The following is an 18,496-nucleotide window of genomic DNA, read 5'->3' as shown; positions in this document are numbered from 1 at the left end:
CCGCTTGCTTCATATTAGACGATCGAATGAGCCAAATAACGGACAAACTGGGACGCCCCCTTCGCGACCTGCGCATCTCGGTGACGGATCGCTGCAACTTCCGCTGCACCTACTGCATGCCTCGCGAACTCTTCGGTCCGGACCACGTCTTCCTGCCCCGATCCGCTCTGTTGAGCTACGAGGAGCTCGTTCGGCTGGCTCACGCGTTCGTCAAGCTGGGCGTGAAAAAAATCCGCATCACGGGCGGAGAGCCGCTGCTGCGACGAGACCTCCCCGTGCTCATTTCGAAACTGACCCAGGAGGTCGGGATCGAAGACATCTCCCTCACCACCAACGGGGTCCTGCTCCCTCGCCTGGCTGGGCAGCTCAAGGACGCTGGATTGAAACGAATAAACGTTAGTCTCGATAGTTTGGATACGGATCGATTCGCCGCGATGAATGGCCAAAGCTCGAGCCCGCAAAAGGTGATCGATGGAATCGACGCCGCCCAATCAGCTGGACTCTCCGTCAAGGTCAACATGGTAGCGAAGCTCGGCATGAACGATTGCGACATCCTGCCAATGACCGAGTACTTCCGCGAGCGCAAGATCACCCTGCGTTTCATAGAGTTTATGGACGTCGGCGAAACCAACCAATGGAAGCTCGGCGAAGTGGTTCCCGCTAAGCAAATTCTGGATACGATCGCTAGCCGGTTCTCCTTCAAGCCTGTCGATCCGAGCTATCGAGGCGAGGTAGCGACACGCTACCGTTTCGACGACACCGATTGCGAATTCGGTATCATCACTTCCATTACAAATCCGTTCTGCGGCGACTGCAACAGAGCCCGCATATCGGCGGAGGGAGACTTCTACACCTGTCTCTTCGCATCAAGCGGCATCAGCCTAAAGGAAAAGATCCGAAGCGGAGTCAGCGACGACGAACTGCTTCAGTTTCTGTCGCGTATTTGGCTGGGACGGCACGATCGGTATTCAGAAGATCGACACAAAGGCGTTCCCGCAGAGCGAAAAAAGAAGGTGGAGATGTCGTACATCGGCGGCTAGACCGCAAACCCGCCCTGCCATGGCTTGTCCAGTAGACGCTGCACGTATCGGTTTGGGAAGCGGCGATCCGCGGTGATGGCGTAAAACGTTTCCCTCAGATTCGGTACCTGACAAAGCTCCTTGAGCTCGCCGCTGCGAAGCTCATCCAAGACCACGATCGGGGGCACTAGAGTGATAGCGTTCACCTCGCGAGCGATCAAACGCAAGGTCGCCATGTCATTGGCTTCCGCCGCGATGAGAGGCACGATTCCCGCCTTCTCCAAAAGCAGGTTGAAGCTCGAGCGAAGGCTGCTTTCGCGGCTCGGCAGCACCACCGGAGCCCCTTGCAAATCCTGGGGAAAACGAAAATCCACCTTGAACTCATAGTCCCGAGGAGCGATCAGACTCACCGCTTGCTCAGCCACGATCTGCGTACGGGTCATGGGCTCCACCTCCGCTGGCACGGCGCTGTTCGACAAAACGATATCTAGAGTGTGAGCCTTCAGCTGGCCGATCAGCTCCTGCAAGTTAGCCGAGTAGATGACCACCTCCACCTCCTGATCGTCGAGGGCGTCGCTGAGGAAGGTGATCTGGAAGTTCTTAGAAAGAGTAGACACCGCTCCGACTCGAATCACGCTGCGGTAGTGCCCGCCGCGGTTGTGCAGCGTGGCCAGCATCTCCTCGCCCGTGCGAAAGATCGCATCCGCATAGTTCAACACCATGCGCCCCTCCTCCGTAAGCGAAAGCGTCTTGTGCTCGCGCTCGAACAAGAAGCAGCCAAGCGACTCCTCCAGCTTCTTCAGCTGAATGCTTAAAGCGGACTGCGAAACGTTTAGCCGATCGGCCGCTTTGGTCAGACTGCCCTCCCGCGCGATGGCATGAAAGTACCTGAGGTGGTGATAGTTGAGCTGAGTCATCCAAGGCCTATGGTTTTATAAAAGTGAACGATTTCTTATAATACTTATATTTGATTTATAAATGTCAATCGCGTACACTGTGTCGCATGGACAACATCCTATTCATCGGAGCTTCCTTCTCCACCATTTCGCTATTGATTTGGCTTCTCGCTTCGTCAGCTCGGCTGAACGCGAACCCGCTGCGGGCCGCTTCGCTCGGGGAGCGCCATGGGTGGCTCGCTTTCGCGCTTACTTTACTCGCTGGAGCTGCCTGGCTTGTGGCCGGGCGAGAAGGGGTACTCCTATCCGTGACGCGCGATCAGTGGATCGGTCTGCGATTCGATGCCTTGTCCATCCCCCTAGCGCTTCTCATCACTTTCCTGGCCGCGATCATATTGCGTTTCTCCAAGCACTATCTCGCAGGCGAGCCGGACCACGGACGTTTCACCAAGTGGATGTGCGCCACCTTCGGCTCCGTGATCGCTCTCGTGATGGCCCCGGGACTGGCTCAGTTTCTCGTCGCCTGGATCGCGACAAGCCTTTGCCTGCACCAGCTTCTGGTCTTCTATCCTGCCCGACGCGGCACCCGGTACTCCGCTCGCAAGAAATTTCTAGTTAGTCGCATCAGCGACCTGCTATTGGCCATCGCTTTCAGCGGGACCTACTTCGCCTTTGGCAGTCAAAGCTTCGAGCAGATTTTCTATTCCCTGCGCGCTGAGGAGACGGTCCTTCCTAGCTACATTCCTTGGCTCATCGCAGCGGCGGCGATCCTGAAGTCGGTGCAGTTCCCGTTCCACACCTGGCTACCTGAGACCATGGGAACACCAACTCCCGTTTCGGCCCTCATGCACGCCGGCATCGTCAACGCAGGCGGGATCCTTATCATCACCTTCGCGCCATTCTACCAATTTTCGGATACATCGGCTCCACTCCATCTGCTAGCCCTTTCCGGAGCGATCACAGCGGCTTTCGGGTCGTTGGTCATGCTCTCGCAGACCAGCGTCAAACGAAGCCTCGCCTATTCTACCGTGGCCCAAATGGGTTTCATGCTGATGCAGTGCGGGCTCGGCGCCTTCCACCTGGCGCTGCTGCATATCGTAGCCCACTCGCTTTACAAGGCGCACAGTTTTCTCTCTTCCGGGTCGAGCGTGCGCGCCATTGAAACCCGTAGCGCTCCAGCAAATACAGAGCCTAGGACTCCGCTCAAGCTGGTCGCTGCAGCTGCAGCGGGATTCCTGCTGTCTCTCGGTCTCTTTGTCGCGCTGTCTGGCGGATTCGACAGCAAGCCAGGCGCCTACGTATTCGCTGCGGTGCTGGCCGCGGCTCTGATACAGCTGCTCTATCAATCTCCCACACAGCGCCCTGCCAACGGCTTCCTCTCGGCCGCCGCTATCGGAAGCGCTTATCTCCTGCTCACGAACTTCGCAGCGTGGTGGGTAGCTCCTGAAATTTCTGTGCATACTCTCACCAGCTCCGTTTTCGACGCAACGCTAGCCGGAATTATCTTCTGCGTATTCATTTTTACGATACTGCTACAAAACCTATCCAAAGCAGCGAGACCTGACAGCTGGGTATCGAAACTCTATGTGCATGCCTTCAACGGATTCTATCTGAACACAATCGCGGACCGCACCATCCGTTTCCTCCGCCTTCATCCTGATCAAGCCTAACTGTTCCAACGCCTTTCACTCATGAAAACGAATCACAACCTGCAAAGCGACATCGAGCAGGCGATCAACACCATCGCCCCACTATGGCCGCTCACTCACTTCGTCGCCGTAAACCCATTCATCGGGTACGCCGATCGACCTATCTGGGAGGCATCCAGCCATTTGAAGCTTTCGCACGGCGACTATCCGCTGCCTGCGCTCGACTATCTCCACCAACAGCATACCGACGGTCACGTATCCAAAGATTGCCTACAAAAAGCCCATGACCTCGCGTCGCCCGCCATTCGGGAAGCCTTCACGCAGCGCGACCTTCGCTTCGACGCTGACACGTCGATCCGCCTGACCGCATCCTATCAGAAGCCGGACTATCCGGAGTTTCAGATCGGCACCTTCAGCGCCTATCTCGACCGAAGAGAGGGCACGCGCTGGAACCATGTCCTCAAGCAGGAGGCGGGCAAGTGGTGCGCCGCTCACTTCGACCGCGGACAATCTATCTGGAGCTCTCCCTGGAAAGAACAGTCGCTGTTCTCGGGCTGGAGACGCTTTGCCGCTATCGATCGCAACCTCTCCTACCATGGGCTCAAAAACGTGCAGGGCATCATCGCTTCGATTCCTGATAGTCCTACGGAGGCGATTCGCTATGTGATTGCCTGCCTAGAGATTCCCGCGGAACGCTGCGCCGATATTCTGGAGCGGGCGTTCCTCGAGCTGCCTGGCTGGTCAGGCTACCTAAGATACCTCGATCGTGAGAGGGAACTACGTGGCGAATCCGACGACAACTGCCTGCAGCTGCTCGCCATCTTGCTCTGCTACGAACTCGTCCTGTATCTGAATTCCAATGACGACGAAGATAGAATCCTCGGTTGGAAACGCAGTTTGATGGAAGACCTCAGCGACACCGGAGAGCCCGGGATCTCGGTCGAGCTGGCGCTTCGGCTCCTCTGGCAATCGGCAGTGGAGCTCTCTGTCGAAAACCATTTGAGAACCCAGATCGTTCCTCAAAACGAGCCAGTGAAGGATCGACCTTCGCTGCAGGCGGTTTTCTGCATCGACGTTCGTTCGGAACGGTTTCGCCGCAGCCTCGAGTCGGTCATGCCGGACGCCCAAACCATCGGCTTCGCCGGATTCTTCGGCATTCCTGCTCATCACCACATCCCTGGAACCCAAAGTGACAAGGCGCTTTGTCCAGCTCTGCTGGCTCCACCGGTCAAGACCGCGCCGAGCGTTTCGCGCCTGGACTGCGACGAGTGGATTTCGCTGCAGAGCCAAGCAGGCGAGGCGGCCAGCAAGCGTGATGCTTGGAGACGCTTTCGCGAATCCGCGGCATCTTGTTTCACTTTCGTGGAAGCCATCGGCCTGAGCTATCTGAGCAAGCTCCTCAAAGCCAGCTTTCCAAGTCTGGCTAAGTCTGATCCTTCGTTCCGAAACAAGCTAGTGCCAAAGTTCCTGGATGCCCTTGGGCAGAAGCAGCGCCTCGATCTAGCGGAAACCCTTCTGAGAGGAATAAACCTCACGGAAAACGTCGCCCCCATCGTGCTCATCTGCGGACACGGCAGCGAAACGGCCAACAATCCCTACGGTTCGAGCTTGGACTGCGGCGCCTGCGGGGGAAACGCGGGCGACGTCAATGCTCGCCTAGCGGTCAGCCTGCTCAACGACAAGGCCATTCGCAGCGGTCTGAAAGCCCGTGGCATTGTGATTCCAGACGACAGCCTTTTCCTTGCCGGTATCCATAATACCACAACAGACGAAGTGGAGCTTTTCGACACGGAGAGCATCCCAGTGGGGAGCCGAGCGAAAGTGGCTGAAACCGAACAGGCCTTGAAACAGGCGGGCGACCTCTGTCTGCTAGAACGACGCGCCACGCTGGGCATCGCTTCCAGCCAAACCAATACCGAGCAAATCCGCGCTCGTAGTCGGGACTGGTCGCAGGTGCGCCCCGAATGGGGGCTCGCCGGAAACGAAGCCTTCATCGTCGCTCCACGCTCGTGGACCCGAGCGAGCGACTTGAAGGGCAAGGCCTTCCTGCACGAATACGACGCTGGGAACGATCCCGACGGAATGCGGCTCGAGAACATTCTCGCAGGTCCATTGGTGGTGGGGAGCTGGATCAATCTCCAGTACTTCGCTTCCGCCTCCAACAACGAGACCTACGGCAGCGGTCAAAAGACCATCCACAACGTGGTGGGCGGCATCGGCGTCGCGATTGGCAACGAGAACGACCTCAAGGTGGGACTGCCTTGGCAGTCCGTGCACGACGGAAAGGACTTTGCCCACCGGCCCGCCCGCTTGCTGGCCTGCATCGCCGCCGAACCGGCCACCATCGATCGCATCTTGCAGCAGCAGCCACACTTGAACGATCTCGTAACCAATAGCTGGATACATCTTGTGGCCCTTGGCGAGCAAGGCGACAAGTGGGCTCGTCGACACGAAAGCGGCCAATGGCTGCTACCCGACCAAATCGAAGCGGAAGCCTCGCAGCAGTCCTGAACGACTATTGCCCAGCGGTTCTCACCGACCGCTGTTTATCCGACATCGCCTTTCGACAGTCTAAACCCAGTACGGCTGCTTAGACTGTCGGGCGACCGAAATAGTTGAGCAGCCAAACTTCCTTCCAGACACGGTATCGGCCTTCCCAAGTGATGCGGCCCATCTCCTCTTGGAGGTGGGGAGGCACGAGGAAGCCTTCCTCGATATTGGTCTTTTCGAGCACGCGCTGCTGATTGTTCAGGTCGTCGATCGGATCGTCGTCGAAGGCCTGCAGCTTTCTGTTTTTCAATCGCTTCCTATGCTGCTTGTAGAGGGACACGATGCTGCGGCACCAAGGCTTGCGCAGCACGTACCAGCTCGACGGATAGAAGCCTCCGTAGGGCATGTAGAGATTGTCGGTCACGATGCGTTCCCCTGACTCGGTTTCCGAGGCGAAGGAAAAGCAGTAGCCGATATCTCCATTGCTTTGCGGCACGAAGAGGATCTGAAAACGAATCGAATTGTCCTCGCTCTGGAAGATGCTGGAGCGAACCTGGATCCCGTGGCCTAGGTCTGCCAAAACCGCGGTGGATCGCGAGAAGCCTTTTCCTCTAAGCCAGTCCTTGACCTCGAACAGCTGCTTCTGAGCCGGCCATTCCTCTCCCGAGGTGTTTTCCTTGAAACGAGGAAAAAGAGCCAGTCCGCTCTGACTAAGGGCGCTGATGGCGAACCAGGTGTAAATGGTCTCCAGCAGCATCCAGCCGAGGAAGAAGGTCACGCTGAGCACCCAGAAGGGCCGCTCGAACCAGTTTCCCTCGAAAGCCAGGTAGGCTGCGCCCTGCGACACTGCCAGCCAGCGTGCCCAACGATTGAATACGGACACTTTCAGGGATGTGCTACGGTTGTTCATAATCCCGAGAAAGAGGGAGAGTCCGATGCAGATATAGACAAAATACTCCACGTAGGGAGAAAGGGCGCTTTGCGGAATATCCATTTTAGAAAACTTGGCTGAGCACAAAATGCGGGTTCATCGCGTCCTCAATCCTAAAGAGGACGAAGCTCTGAAAACTACGCTGAGATTGGGTTACGATCCAGCACGAAGCGTTGATTTCATCAAACAAGGCGCCGCTGCGCAAAAAGACCCGCCTCACAAGAAGCGGGTCTTGGAAAATCGGGGTCCGCTCGGGTCGACCTCGCTCAGGTCAACCGAACCGGCATGATCACGCAGAGGAAGCTCTCCAAGGTCTTGAAAACGCCAGGGCTGACCTCGTCCTTCAACTCGAAGAAGATCTCGTCCTTGGCCAAGGCCTTCAGCGGATCCATCAGGAATTGAGGATTGAAGGCGACCTGCAGGTCCGGACCGCTGTAGTCGATCGCCAGCGACTCGTGAGACTCGCCGAAATCGGGGCTGGACGCGGAAAGCTCCATCAAGTTGTTGCTGATCTGGATCTTAACCTGGTTCGACTTATCGGTGGTCACCAGGGCGGCGCGATGAATGGACTGCAGGAAGAGCTCACGCTCGACCTTGATGCGCTGATGCGTCTCCTTGGGGATAACCTGTTGATAATTCGGATAATTGCCCTCGACCACTTTGGAAACCAGATGGATGTCGCCCACGAAACCGTCGGAATCGTCCTTGGTATGAATCTGGAAGGCCACTCGACGATCGTTGAAAGCGATCTTCAAGGTCTCGCCCTTGTCGAGCAGGCGAACCAGCTCGGAAACGGTCTTGGCAGGAAGGATCAGACTGCCGGACATGCCTTCGCCCACTTCCATCTCGTGGTCGATCTTCGCCAAGCGGCGACCATCGGTAGCCACCAGGCTCAGCTTCCCGGAAGCGCCTTCTTCCGGTTCGAGAAAATTGAAGAACACCCCGTTGAGCATGTAGCGTGTCTCGTCGGTCGACTGGGCGTAGGACACGCTCTTGATCATGCTGGCCAGGTTGCCCTGTTCGATGGTGAAGGAGCGATCGTCGCTGAACTCAGGCAAGGCCGGGAACTCGTCGCGGCTGATGCCCATGATCTTGAAGTTCGAACCACCGGATGCGATCTTGACCTGGTTGTTGGGCGAAGCCTCGACCTTCACGTCGCTATTGGGAAGCTCCTTCACGATGGTCGCCAGACGCTTCACCGGCAAGGTCACCGCGCCTTCCTCCTCCACCGTGGCCTTGATTCGAGCGCAGATTCCGAGGTCAAGGTTGGTCGTGGTGAGCGAGATCGTTTCGCCTTCCGCCTCGATGAGAACGTTACTGAGGATTGGCATCGTTGCCTTCGATCCAACGACGTTGAGAACTTGTTGGAGACCGTTGCTGAAATGATCGCGGTGGATTTTGAACTTCATTGGGGACGAGTTAGCGGAGTTTTGGAGTTTCTGACAATTCCAATGGATAGTAGTTAATTAATTTAAAAAGATAAGCCGTATTCTTATGCTCTGTGAATATCGGGGATAAGCGACGTAAAGAAATGGAATTCAAGCACTAAGAAGGATTCGAAAATGTGCAAGCCTGTGGGGTTTCTTTGCTGGCAAAAAAGCGCATGTTAAAAAAAAACGAATTTCACCAGCTTATTGCGCGGTTCTTCACGAGTTGTTGCCACTTATTGGAAGGCTTATTCCTCGGCGGGATCTGCTCCTTCGCCTTTCTTGCGCAGGCGCAACAGATGGCGAACGACGCCGTAGAAGAGGTAGCCGAGAAACATCAGCACCAAGGCGTATTCGCGGGAGAAGTAGATGATGGCGAAAAGCGCCAGCACCGCCACGAAGGTTCGAAAACGGATCTGAGTCTGCCAGCCGATGTTCTTGAAGCTGGGATAGCGGATCGAACTGATCATCAGGTAGGAGATGAAGAGCATCAGCACCGGCAGGGCGATAGCCCAACGCTGCTCCAGACCATGTTTAGTCATGACGAGGACCAGGGTAGCGATCATGCCAGCCGCGGCCGGCACCGGAAGCCCTAGGAAGTCTCCGCTGGATTTGTCCAGCTTTTCGGAATACACCGCGGGGTGGGTGATTACGTTGAAGCGCGCCAGGCGCACGCCAGCGCACAGGAGGTAGACGAATGCCAGGAAGAAGCCGACCTTGGTGGAGTAGTCCTCGTTGTGGGCGGGATTGAGCAGCAGGAAGAGCACCATCAGGGATGGCGCGATGCCGAAGGTGACGATGTCGGCGATGGAGTCGAACTCCTTGCCGAAGAGGGACTCTCGCCCGCCGAGCCGGGCCACCCGGCCGTCGAGCGAATCGCACAGCATGCCGCCGAGGATGAACAGTACGGCCTGCCGGTAGAGGGCGTTCGGATCGGAGGAATCGTCGCCAAGCATCACGTTGTAGCGCGCTTGGATGCAGTTTTTGATGGCGAGAAAGCCGAAAAAGAGATTTCCAGCGGTGAAGAGATTGGGGAGCAGGTAGATCTTGCTGGCCTGACTTCCGTCTATCTTTGCGACTTCCTTGGGTTCGAGTTCGGGGTCTTCGTCCAAAAGGTGAGAGGAGGGGGGTTAGTGCTTCAGCGTTTCCAGATATTTCCAGAATGAGGAATGCTGCTCCGCGAGCTGCTCTTCGGAGATGGGCAGCTTGGTGCGGTAGATGAAATCGGTAAGCGTGTTCTTGTGCAGGATGCACAAAGTGTTCAGCGAGACGCCTTCGCGCTTGAAGTAGATGCGATGATCGCCGGATCGCAGGCGAAAGATGGTGGCTCCGTCGCGGCGGAAGCTGCCCAGCGGCTCTTCCGGATGGTTCAGCTGGAATTCCGTCAAGTTGCTGAGCGGGTCGATGACGGCCAGCTGCTTTAGCGTGGGGAGCTTTTCCAGCTCCTTCAGGGCCTGATCGTTAAAGGTGACCTGGAACATGATTCGTTGATAAGTTATTAAGCTCCAATTCTGCGTATGCTGGTTGAAACGCAACGCTCAATCGTAGCTGATGCCGCCAAGCATTGCAAAAATTGCGCCTCGTTTTCAGCGAAAGGGATCAGGATTCGCGGCCCTAGGTAGAGTCACGCTCCAGCATGGACCACTGCCGAGTCCGCCGCCGCAAGCGCGAGTCGCGACGCTTGCCTGGCGCTTAGAGGGGCTTGCTGAGTCGTCCTTGGTAGCTGCGAGCCAGAGCCCGATTCGCTTCCATGGCTCCCTCGGTGTTTTGGCTGCGCAGCAGCGGAGCCTCCACGCCCATCGCGTCGAGATGCTGCAGAATCTCCATCTGCAGCAAATTGATCAGCAGGGCTCCAGCCATGGTCGAAGTCGGGCCGGCGAACTTGCCTTTCTCCGGCAGTTCCACGATGGCGTCTCCCATGGATCCGCAGTTGTCCAAAACGAAGTCGGCGATTTCGTGCAGCTTCTTGCCTTCCGAATGAGTGGTCTTCACTTGCTGAGCCATGCCCACCGATGTGAGGGCGATGACTTTCAAGCCCTTTTCATGAGCGTAGCGGGCGACTTCGATGGGCGAGCAGTTCTTTCCCGAATTGGAGATCGCGATGAGAAACTCGCCTGCCTTGAGCCCGTGGTTTCTGTCGTAGCGGGCAGCCAGCTGGGTGCCGTAGCCCTCCAGATTTTCAATGAATCCGCCAGTCATATCCAGAATGGCGCTTACGCAGACCAGACCGCCAGCTCGTCCAACCATCTCGCGGCCAATGATTTCCGAATGTCCGCTGCCGAAGGTGTGGATCACGCCCCCTTCGGCGACAGATTTTGCCATCAATGGACCGAGCGTTTCGATCGTTGACTGGTTGTGAAGGTAGACGCGTTCGAGCAGGACCTGCGTAGTCTTAAAATAGTTTTCCTTAAGCATGAATGAAACTTTTGGCTGTGAAGACTGTTCGGGAAACAAAGGGGAAACAAGGGGAATAACGTTCGACCGGCTAAGGCTTTCACTGCTATAAAGCGCACCTAAAAACTGTAAGCCGCACTTAACGCTTAAACAAAACATTATGACAGAAGTATCAACCCTCACTCAACTGGATCAGCTTAAGGAATTCACCACGGTCGTTGCCGACACTGGCGATTTCCAATCCATCAAGGAGTTCGAACCTCGCGACGCGACCACCAATCCGACCCTCATCTTGAAGGCTGCTGGAAAGGATGAATACGCCTCCATCGTCGATGCCGCCATCAAGGAAGCGGATGATTCGAGCAAGCCCAAGGCGAAGCGCGTCGACGCCATCATCGACGAACTGCTGGTTCGTTTCGGTATCGAAATTTTGAATATCGTGCCGGGCCGCGTTTCCACCGAGGTCGACGCCCGTCTTTCCTTCGACACTGAAGGTTCCATCGCGAAGGCTCGTGAAATCATCGCCCTCTACGAAAAGAAGGGCGTTTCCCGTGACCGCATTCTCATTAAGATCGCCTCGACCTGGGAAGGCATCAACGCGGCAGCTGAGCTCGAAAAGGAAGGTATCCACTGCAACCTTACACTCCTATTCTCCATGGCTCAAGCCGTTCATTGCGCCGAATCCAAGGTCACGCTAATTTCCCCCTTCGTCGGCCGTATCATGGATTGGTACAAGGCGAAGGAAGGCAAGACCTACGAAGCGCCGGAAGATCCAGGCGTGCTTTCCGTACAAGCCATCTACAACTATTACAAGAAGTTTGGATACAAAACCGAGGTTATGGGAGCGAGCTTCCGCAACGCGGGCGAAATCCTAGAACTCGCTGGATGCGACCTCCTTACGATCTCTCCAAATCTTCTGGAAGAGCTCAAGAACGGATCCGGCAAGGTCGAGCGCAAGCTCAGCCCTGAGATCGCTCAGGAGCAGGATATCGAGAAGATCGCCATGGATGAGAACACCTTCCGCTGGATGTTCAACGAAGACGCCATGGCCACGGAAAAGACCGCCGAAGGCATCCGCAACTTCGCCAAGGACATCGTCAAGCTCGAAGAACTGATCGAGTCCAAGCTGTCCTAGGTTTTTCGATACTTTTTTTCGAAAGGCGCCCGATTAGCATCGGGCGCCTTTTTTGCGGCTTTTCGGAAATGACTCTTCTTTGAGAACAGCTAACTCAATTCAGAAGCTGGTCACAGGTCATCGAAGAGGAATGCTCGTCGGTGGTTCGCTAGCCATTCTTCGGAATAGTTTTGTGGCAGGGATTTGAAGCGATGTCCGCAACCTTGGGCAATGGCCTCGAGAGAAACCATCCGTTCGAAAAGTCTTAAGATCCTCATGGCATGAACCGTGCCATTGTCGGGCCCGCAGAGCCACCAGACATTTCCTGAAAGAGATTTGGCGTAGGCCAGAAGATCGCGTTCTCCCTCATCGACATCGTTGCGGTTTCCCACTGCAAGCATCAGTTCAGCTTGGGATTTCTTATCCACCATGACGACTTTCGCAAAGTCACTTTTTAGCTGATCGGGATCTCGATCGACAAGACGGCGTCCTTGTCTGTTTGGTCGTGTGGCCTCTTCTATGCAGAGCTCTACTGTATGTAGTTTGTAGCTTCGCTTGAGGGCATTCCAGCAGTTGAGTTTGTGAGCAGCGGCGATAGCATTTGTATCAACAAGTATGATACTGTTTCGAGTCGGAGGATTCACTAGGTAACTACAGCTCGAATGGTGGCTTTAGTTTGTAGGAAGCGAAAAGATCTTCGAGTTCCTCCTGATCAATGTCGAGAAGCTTGAGCGCCTTTCGCACTGTGATGGCCCCACGCTCCAACACTTTGTACAGATCTCCTACGAACTCTGGACTGAAAAGTTGTGGACGGGCTTCCACACTTTTTCCGCGAAGGGCTGCAGCGGCCTGCTGTGCTTCGCGGGTTTTCTTGAAGACGCGAAGATTGACCATTCTCCAATAGACAGCCATGGGCGAAACACCAAGCTGGTCTGCTGTTTGGGTGATCCACTCTTCATGGTCTTGGTCGCCACGTCTTGCCCAAATCTGTCTCATTGTTTCGGAGGGCATAAGTAGTCCAGCTGTGAATGCGTCAGCGAGCTTCTCAGCAGCGGGGCGCTTTTTCTTGATCTCTGATTCATCGATAACGAGATCGAGACGCGCCGGGGGGAGCTTGTCCCAAGTGAGCAAGTGAAACAGTTCGTGTCCAATATCAAAGTTCTGTCGAGTATTGGGCTCGTTTCGATTAATCAGAATATAAGCTCCATCGTCTAAACGACAGGCAGCTCCAGATATTGAGGCAGGCGCGTCGACGTATAAAACTTGAATTCCAAGTTCTTGTGTGACCGCCTCGCGTAGTCTTTTTGTGGGTACGTCTCCTAGATCCCATGCAGCGGCACAGCGTTCGCCTTGGTATGTCGCGAAATCGAGAGGGGTCTTCTCTCCGATCGAAGAAATCTTCGCTTGTGCGGGGCTTGCCGTTTGTTCGAGCAGTTCCTGGAAACGACGGTGGGTGGCGATGTAAGAGCCGGCCAGATACTCGAAGTCTGCGATCTCCGTTTCGGACGCATTTAGCGACCTATAGGAGAAGGCTTTCTCGCCCGCGACCAGGTAGGGATCTGTGAAATAGTCCAAAGGTTTGCGAAGAGCTTCGGAGAATTGAACGAGTTCCTCCGCGCTGACGCGGCGTTGGCCATTTTCGATGGTGGACAAGGTTTGCCGGTCCTTGAAATCGAGGGTGTGCGAAAGCTTTTCTTGCGAGAGTTTCGCCTCCTGCCGAGCGAGTTTTACGCGTTCGCCGATGAGTCGAGAGAGTGAGTCCATAGCTAGCTCCGGGTTGAGGAAACATCTGCCTAAATCTTGCAAAAGTCAATTATGCAAGACTTATCGATGTTTCGTAGGAGAACTTGTTTGGAAACGAAATTGATGCGTAGCGTATGCCTTTTTTCGAAAAGCAGACTCGCAGCAGAAACTCTACGGTGAAGATGGCGATGGAGACGACTTCGACCAGCCACAGGCTAGAGCGAAGCGTGGGCGAGATGCTGGGCATGGTTTCGATGGTGAAATCGAGTATCGAAACTATGATAACGATCTGGATGAACCAAGCGAAGACGCGTCCGGGGCCGCGGTCGGGGTTGTCGACCAGCTGTTGCAGGAATCGGGTGGGCATGGAGAGGAGGAATCGCAGGAACTACTAGGGATCTATCCGTATCCTTGCCAGAAGAAAAGTGGTTAACCCCTTTTGCATGCGGCTGGCGAGGACGTGGAAGCGCAAGGCAGAGTCGCTGTTGTTTGGAATCAGCCTCGTTCGATCTGAATCGATGATTGGTTCTCGCCACGAAGAGGCACGAAAACCAATGCGCTGTGACCAGCTATAGAAGCCTGGTTTAGGAAATGCTTATTCTTCGCGCCTTCTTGTGGAGATCGACTTGTTAACTGCCTGCCGGTTTCGCAAAAACCAGCTGATAGCATAAACGTATTCCCTACTTTACGGGAATACGATGTCGTCGGCTTCGATGGTGATTAGGGCGGATTTATCGAGGTCGCCTTCGATTTGGCTCAGGCGCAAGGCTTGGTTGCGGATGACTTGTTCGAACAAGTTTCGCGCGTAGCGGCCGTTCCCGAAGTCGTTGCGGGGTTGGGCGAGGATGTATTCAAAAAGTTGAGTCAGCTTTTCCTTGGCCTTTTCGGAGAGCTCGTACTGATTCTTGGCGCAGAAGATTTGGAAGATTTTCAGGAGCTCCTCGCTTTGGTAGTCTTCGAAGAGGATGGTTTTGCTGAAGCGTGATCGCAGTCCGGGATTGGTCTGAATGAATTCCTCCATGTTGGCGGGATAGCCCGCCACGATGACGATCAGGCGGTCGCGATAGTCCTCCATGCGTTTGACCAGCGTATCGATCGCTTCACTACCGAAGTCGCCTTCGCCACCGCTTAAAAGGCTGTAGGCTTCGTCGATGAAGAGCACGCCATCGAGGGCGCTCTCCACGACCTCAGAGGTTTTCTTGGCGGTGTGGCCGACGTACTGGCCCACCAGACCCATGCGATCGGTTTCGATGAGATGGCCTTTCTGCAGGACTCCCAGTTTCTTGAAGATGCGAGCCAGGATGCGGGCCACGGTGGTTTTGCCCGTGCCTGGGTTGCCTGAGAAAACCAAATGGAGCGAAAGCGGGGTGGCTTTCAGGTTGTGTTCCAGTCGCTGTTTTTGGATTTCCAGGAAGCGGGCGAGCCCTTGGATTTCTTGTTTCACCTGAGCCAGACCGATCAGCTCGTCGAGCGTTTGCAGCTCATCTTCGAGCGTCGCCGAATCGTCGACGTCCTCCTGAGGAGCGACTTGGGCTTGTTCGACGGGAGATTCGATCAGAGGCGGACCCTTTCTGGACAGCAATTCGCGAGCTTGCGCTTCCAGCTGAGCAGCGAGGGCGTTGTTTTTTGGAAAAAGCGCTTGGGAGAGGTTGGAGAGAAAAATGCGCTCGTCGGCGGTGAGGTCGCTGTCGCACAAGCAAAGGGCGAAGGCGGCGCGAAAGACCTCTTTGGCGAGCGAGGGGCGCTCGCGGGCGATGCGCAGCTGATCGAGCTCGTAGGTCGGCAAGCTTTCGATACGGGACGTCAGCAGCGAGTCGTACATTTCCGACCAACCGAGGGTGGCGCTTGCCGTTTGCAGGAAGATGCGTTCGGAGGCGTTCCTTTCCCCATCGATGAGGCTGGCGAGAAAGAGGGCGAAGCGCAGCTCGAAATCGATTTCGAAATCGGAGCAGGAATGCTTCGACATGAGCTCCCGCTTGGTGGCAGAGAAGTCCTTGAGGCAGCTTCGCGCTGCTGCTCGAATGGTGTCCATCGGTTTGGAGGAAGGCTTGGCGCGCTGCTGCTCAGGTCAGCCGCTATGGGGACCGCGTTCGACGAGCTGAGACGATACGCTCGCGGGAGCGAAGGACGAGGCGATTTGGTTTTGTATCCGCTGAGCAATGACGGCATCGCCACAGGTGAATATGTCGATGGCCGCGTACGCGTATTCGGGCCAGGTATGGACGGCTATGTGGCTTTCCGCGATGACCACGACTCCGGAAAGCCCATGGGGATTGAATTGGTGAAAGACGCTCTTAACCACGTGAGCGCCCGCATCGGTCGCGGCGGCGACGAGCGTTTCCTCCAGCTTCTCGGCATCAAGCAAGAGCTCGTCCGGGCAGTTCTCGAGCTCTAGCAAGATGTGAGTGCCGAGGGCGGTAGAACGGCCCTCGGCATTCGAAAGACTCGTTTGATTTTCGGCTGTATTGGTAAGCTTCACCAGTTTGGTTGTAGGGCGGGGCGGTGACCCGCCTGACTTGCAATGTTTTGTCGCCTCGGCGCGGCGACCTACAGACTCAGGATTCTGCTAGGCGTTGCCTAATTTCGCTTTCAAGGCGGCCAGCTTGTCGTTGACTGCGGGCGAGGAGGCGCCGCCGCTACCCAGCTCTTCGAACTCCCTGTCCAGAGTGTCGCCTGATCCGCCGGAAACTTCGGAGAGTTCCTTGGCCGCGTCCGCTTCGTAGGACTGGCGTTCCGCCTTGGCTTTCATGCGAGCCATGAGGTCGTCGGCCTTGTTGTTCTTGGAGATGCGGGCCTTGGCTTCGTAGATGTCCTTCTTGACTTGAGCCGCTTTGCTTTGGGCGATGATGAAGTCCTTGTTTCGTTTGAACTCGGCCAGCTCGTCGCCCATCTTGATGATTTCCTTCTTAAGCTCGTCGACCGAGGCGCGTTGGCTCTGCCACTGCGTTTCCAAGCTGGTCATTTTCTGCTCGTGCTCGGTGGCTCGCTGCAGGGCCCGCACGGCGAGGTCTTCCTTGCCGGCCTTGAGGGCCATTTCCGCCTTCTGCTCCCAGGTGAACTTGTCGGCCTTTTCCTTTTCCAGCAGGGCCTTGGTCTGGCGTTCGGTCGCGATGCAGCCCTGCACGGACTTCTTGGCTTCCATGATCTGCTTCTCCTTGTCGCGGATGGCCTGCTCGAGCATGAGCTCGGGCTTCTCCATCTTGTCGACAACCTTGTTTGCGGCGGCTTCGCCTACCTTGAAAATGCGTGAGAAAATGCTCATTTGATATCCTTCGGTTGAGGGGGCTTAGGCGATGTGTTGTGTGAGCAGGACTTCGGCCCGGTCGGTGGCGAGTTCCAGAGCGTCGAACACGCTCAGTATCTCGTGGTCGTTGAGGCTGCCGGTTTCTCGGCTTTCCACCAGTACCAGGCGCGGGTCCTCGGGGTTGGTGTTGTTGATGCCGAAGCTGACGGGAAGGATTTCCGTGTTCAGATCGAGCAGTTTGAAGTGAAGATCGGAGGAGCCGAAGGCGTTCAGGTTGCCAAGGTCCACCTCGAAGTAGATGCTGGTTTCGGAGATCTTAACGAAGACCGGAAGCTCCCCGTCACGGGTTACTTGATACACTTGGTTGTCCAGTTCCTCGACCTGGAATCCGTGGAGGGTGAGGAAGCGGGAGAACTCCTCTTGTTTTTCTATTTTTACTATCACTTCGTTCATCTGGGATGGGTTAGGTTGGACGCCTCAGGCTGACAGCTGGGGCTCGATGTCGTTTTCGATTGAAAGAAAGTCTTCGGGTTTGTCAGCAAGGATGATCAGCCGATCCCCCTTTTCCACGATGGTTCGCTTGTTCGGATTGAGCACATGCTGGTCGCCCTTGATGAGTCCAATGAGCTGCAGGTTGACCGGATGCTGGATAAACGCCATCTGCAGGTCCATAAAACGCTTTCCCACGAAGCGAGTGGCGTGGGTGTAGAATTGGCTGCCTTCGCGGCAGGTGATGAGCTGCTCGAAGGTCTTGCGAATGCCCGGATAGAAGAACTCCTGCACGATCATGCGCTCGTTGATCCCATCGGATAGGATGATGCCATCGGTCTGGGCGCGCTGCATCATCTTCAGGTTGCGCGAGCTGACTAGCTCCACCACGGTTTTGATGGGTTTGCCGGTCTCTGTCTCGATCATCTCCACGATGGAGCCGATAGCGTAAGTCAACGCATCTGACGAGGCGTCGCCTGGGTGTGCTGGAAGAATGAATACGCCGTCGGATTCCGTGACGTTCGCTTGGTAGAGGACTTCTTCGGAAGTCGGTAGGCCTTTCACGAAGAGGACGCCTCGTTTGAGCAAAGCCGCCGGGAGCTCGTCGATGGATTCGGTGACGATGACGACCTTTTTATTGGCGTAGCTTGGATTTCCCTGCAGTTCGTCGAGGATTTGCAGGACTTTGTCCAGACTCGGAAAATTGCAGATGATGATGTGATTGGAGTCTTTGATTTTCATGGCGCCTTTCCGTTTTTTGGATACGCGTTCGAGCACTGCTTCGGTGATGGTGGCAAGCAGGTAGCCAAGCAGTCCGATTCCTACCAGAAAACACGGGTAGGCGATGACGAAACGACCGACGAAGCTTTGAGGAAAATAGTCGCCGTAGCCGACGGTGGTCATGGTGACCATGGCCCACCAGAGAGAGTCGAGGTAGCCGAGTCCCTCCTGATAGCTGCGCTCGGCGAGATAGTATCCAGTTCCGAAAAACAGGTTTAGCCCCAACGCCACCAAAAGAACCTTAGTGAGACGGATTGTGGTTTCGTCCCCCCTGTTGATGATTCGTCTGATTATCTGAAAGAGCATCCTGATTCGTTGAA

Annotated in this window: 18 protein-coding genes; 4 read left to right on the top strand and 14 right to left on the bottom strand. The window is 55.7% G+C overall.

Going from position 1 to position 18,496, the window contains the following annotated elements; all coding sequences use genetic code 11:
• The first annotated feature begins 26 nt into the window (after positions 1–26).
• Entirely contained in the window at positions 27–1,040 is a 1,014-nt protein-coding gene (moaA, locus tag QEH54_RS14430; RefSeq protein WP_309019402.1) for a GTP 3',8-cyclase MoaA, read from the top strand.
• Here the strand turns inward: moaA and QEH54_RS14425 are convergent.
• A complete protein-coding gene (locus QEH54_RS14425) occupies positions 1,037–1,936 on the bottom strand; it encodes a LysR family transcriptional regulator (protein ID WP_309019401.1) in 900 nt (299 codons plus the stop codon). The genes moaA and QEH54_RS14425 overlap by 4 nt on opposite strands.
• Before the next feature lie 86 nt (positions 1,937–2,022).
• On the opposite strand from QEH54_RS14425, the gene QEH54_RS14420 reads away from it, so the two are divergent.
• Both QEH54_RS14420 and QEH54_RS14415 read left to right on the top strand, forming a co-directional pair.
• The gene (locus tag QEH54_RS14420; protein ID WP_309019400.1) at positions 2,023–3,585 is read left to right on the top strand and encodes a proton-conducting transporter membrane subunit; all 1,563 of its coding nucleotides are present in this window, start codon (positions 2,023–2,025) and stop codon (positions 3,583–3,585) included.
• Positions 3,586–3,606: 21 nt separating this feature from the next.
• Complete coding sequence (locus QEH54_RS14415) at positions 3,607–6,075, top strand: DUF2309 domain-containing protein (RefSeq protein WP_309019399.1); 2,469 nt, start codon at positions 3,607–3,609, stop codon at positions 6,073–6,075.
• A 79-nt stretch (positions 6,076–6,154) separates the two neighbouring features.
• On the opposite strand, the gene QEH54_RS14410 is transcribed toward QEH54_RS14415, so the two are convergent.
• The 5 genes from QEH54_RS14410 to QEH54_RS14390 all read right to left on the bottom strand — a co-directional run bounded on the left by QEH54_RS14410 (position 6,155) and on the right by QEH54_RS14390 (position 10,827).
• A complete protein-coding gene (locus tag QEH54_RS14410) occupies positions 6,155–7,048 on the bottom strand; it encodes a hypothetical protein (RefSeq protein ID WP_309019398.1) in 894 nt (297 codons plus the stop codon).
• Positions 7,049–7,251: 203 nt separating this feature from the next.
• The gene (gene dnaN, locus QEH54_RS14405; RefSeq protein ID WP_309019397.1) at positions 7,252–8,394 is read right to left on the bottom strand and encodes a DNA polymerase III subunit beta; all 1,143 of its coding nucleotides are present in this window, start codon (positions 8,392–8,394) and stop codon (positions 7,252–7,254) included.
• Positions 8,395–8,660: 266 nt separating this feature from the next.
• A complete protein-coding gene (pssA, locus tag QEH54_RS14400; RefSeq protein ID WP_309019396.1) occupies positions 8,661–9,524 on the bottom strand; it encodes a CDP-diacylglycerol--serine O-phosphatidyltransferase in 864 nt (287 codons plus the stop codon).
• A gap of 18 nt (positions 9,525–9,542) precedes the next feature.
• On the bottom strand, positions 9,543–9,893 hold the full coding sequence (locus tag QEH54_RS14395; RefSeq protein ID WP_309019395.1) for a cytotoxic translational repressor of toxin-antitoxin stability system: 351 nt from the start codon (positions 9,891–9,893) through the stop codon (positions 9,543–9,545).
• A 211-nt stretch (positions 9,894–10,104) separates the two neighbouring features.
• The gene (locus QEH54_RS14390) at positions 10,105–10,827 is read right to left on the bottom strand and encodes a sugar isomerase domain-containing protein (RefSeq protein ID WP_309019394.1); all 723 of its coding nucleotides are present in this window, start codon (positions 10,825–10,827) and stop codon (positions 10,105–10,107) included.
• A 139-nt stretch (positions 10,828–10,966) separates the two neighbouring features.
• On the opposite strand from QEH54_RS14390, the gene tal reads away from it, so the two are divergent.
• A complete protein-coding gene (gene tal, locus QEH54_RS14385) occupies positions 10,967–11,941 on the top strand; it encodes a transaldolase (RefSeq protein WP_309019393.1) in 975 nt (324 codons plus the stop codon).
• Between the two features lie 110 nt (positions 11,942–12,051).
• Here tal and QEH54_RS14380 read toward each other — a convergent pair whose 3' ends face one another.
• From QEH54_RS14380 to QEH54_RS14345, 8 genes are all read right to left on the bottom strand, one after another.
• Positions 12,052–12,564, bottom strand: coding sequence for a hypothetical protein (locus QEH54_RS14380; protein WP_309019392.1), 513 nt, complete (start codon positions 12,562–12,564; stop codon positions 12,052–12,054).
• 7 nt (positions 12,565–12,571) lie between these two features.
• The gene (locus QEH54_RS14375) at positions 12,572–13,684 is read right to left on the bottom strand and encodes an XRE family transcriptional regulator (protein ID WP_309019391.1); all 1,113 of its coding nucleotides are present in this window, start codon (positions 13,682–13,684) and stop codon (positions 12,572–12,574) included.
• Positions 13,685–13,733: 49 nt separating this feature from the next.
• Positions 13,734–14,030 carry a hypothetical protein gene (locus tag QEH54_RS14370; protein ID WP_309019390.1) on the bottom strand — a complete coding sequence of 99 codons (297 nt, stop codon included), beginning with the start codon at positions 14,028–14,030 and terminating at the stop codon, positions 13,734–13,736.
• A gap of 318 nt (positions 14,031–14,348) precedes the next feature.
• Positions 14,349–15,695: an AAA family ATPase gene (locus tag QEH54_RS14365; protein ID WP_309019389.1), complete on the bottom strand. Its 1,347-nt coding sequence runs from the start codon at positions 15,693–15,695 to the stop codon at positions 14,349–14,351.
• A 36-nt stretch (positions 15,696–15,731) separates the two neighbouring features.
• Positions 15,732–16,142, bottom strand: coding sequence for an adenosylmethionine decarboxylase (speD, locus tag QEH54_RS14360; RefSeq protein ID WP_309019388.1), 411 nt, complete (start codon positions 16,140–16,142; stop codon positions 15,732–15,734).
• 87 nt (positions 16,143–16,229) lie between these two features.
• Entirely contained in the window at positions 16,230–16,925 is a 696-nt protein-coding gene (locus QEH54_RS14355; protein ID WP_309019387.1) for a PspA/IM30 family protein, read from the bottom strand.
• 24 nt (positions 16,926–16,949) lie between these two features.
• The gene (locus QEH54_RS14350) at positions 16,950–17,360 is read right to left on the bottom strand and encodes a hypothetical protein (protein ID WP_309019386.1); all 411 of its coding nucleotides are present in this window, start codon (positions 17,358–17,360) and stop codon (positions 16,950–16,952) included.
• A gap of 24 nt (positions 17,361–17,384) precedes the next feature.
• A complete protein-coding gene (locus tag QEH54_RS14345; protein ID WP_309019385.1) occupies positions 17,385–18,482 on the bottom strand; it encodes an ion channel in 1,098 nt (365 codons plus the stop codon).
• Positions 18,483–18,496 lie beyond the last annotated feature (14 nt).

The sequence above is a fragment of the Pelagicoccus sp. SDUM812003 genome (assembly GCF_031127815.1).
Lineage (GTDB): Bacteria > Verrucomicrobiota > Verrucomicrobiia > Opitutales > Opitutaceae > Pelagicoccus.
The sequence above is the reverse complement of the archived record's forward strand: the minus strand, read 5'-3'. Positions and strand labels throughout refer to the sequence as shown.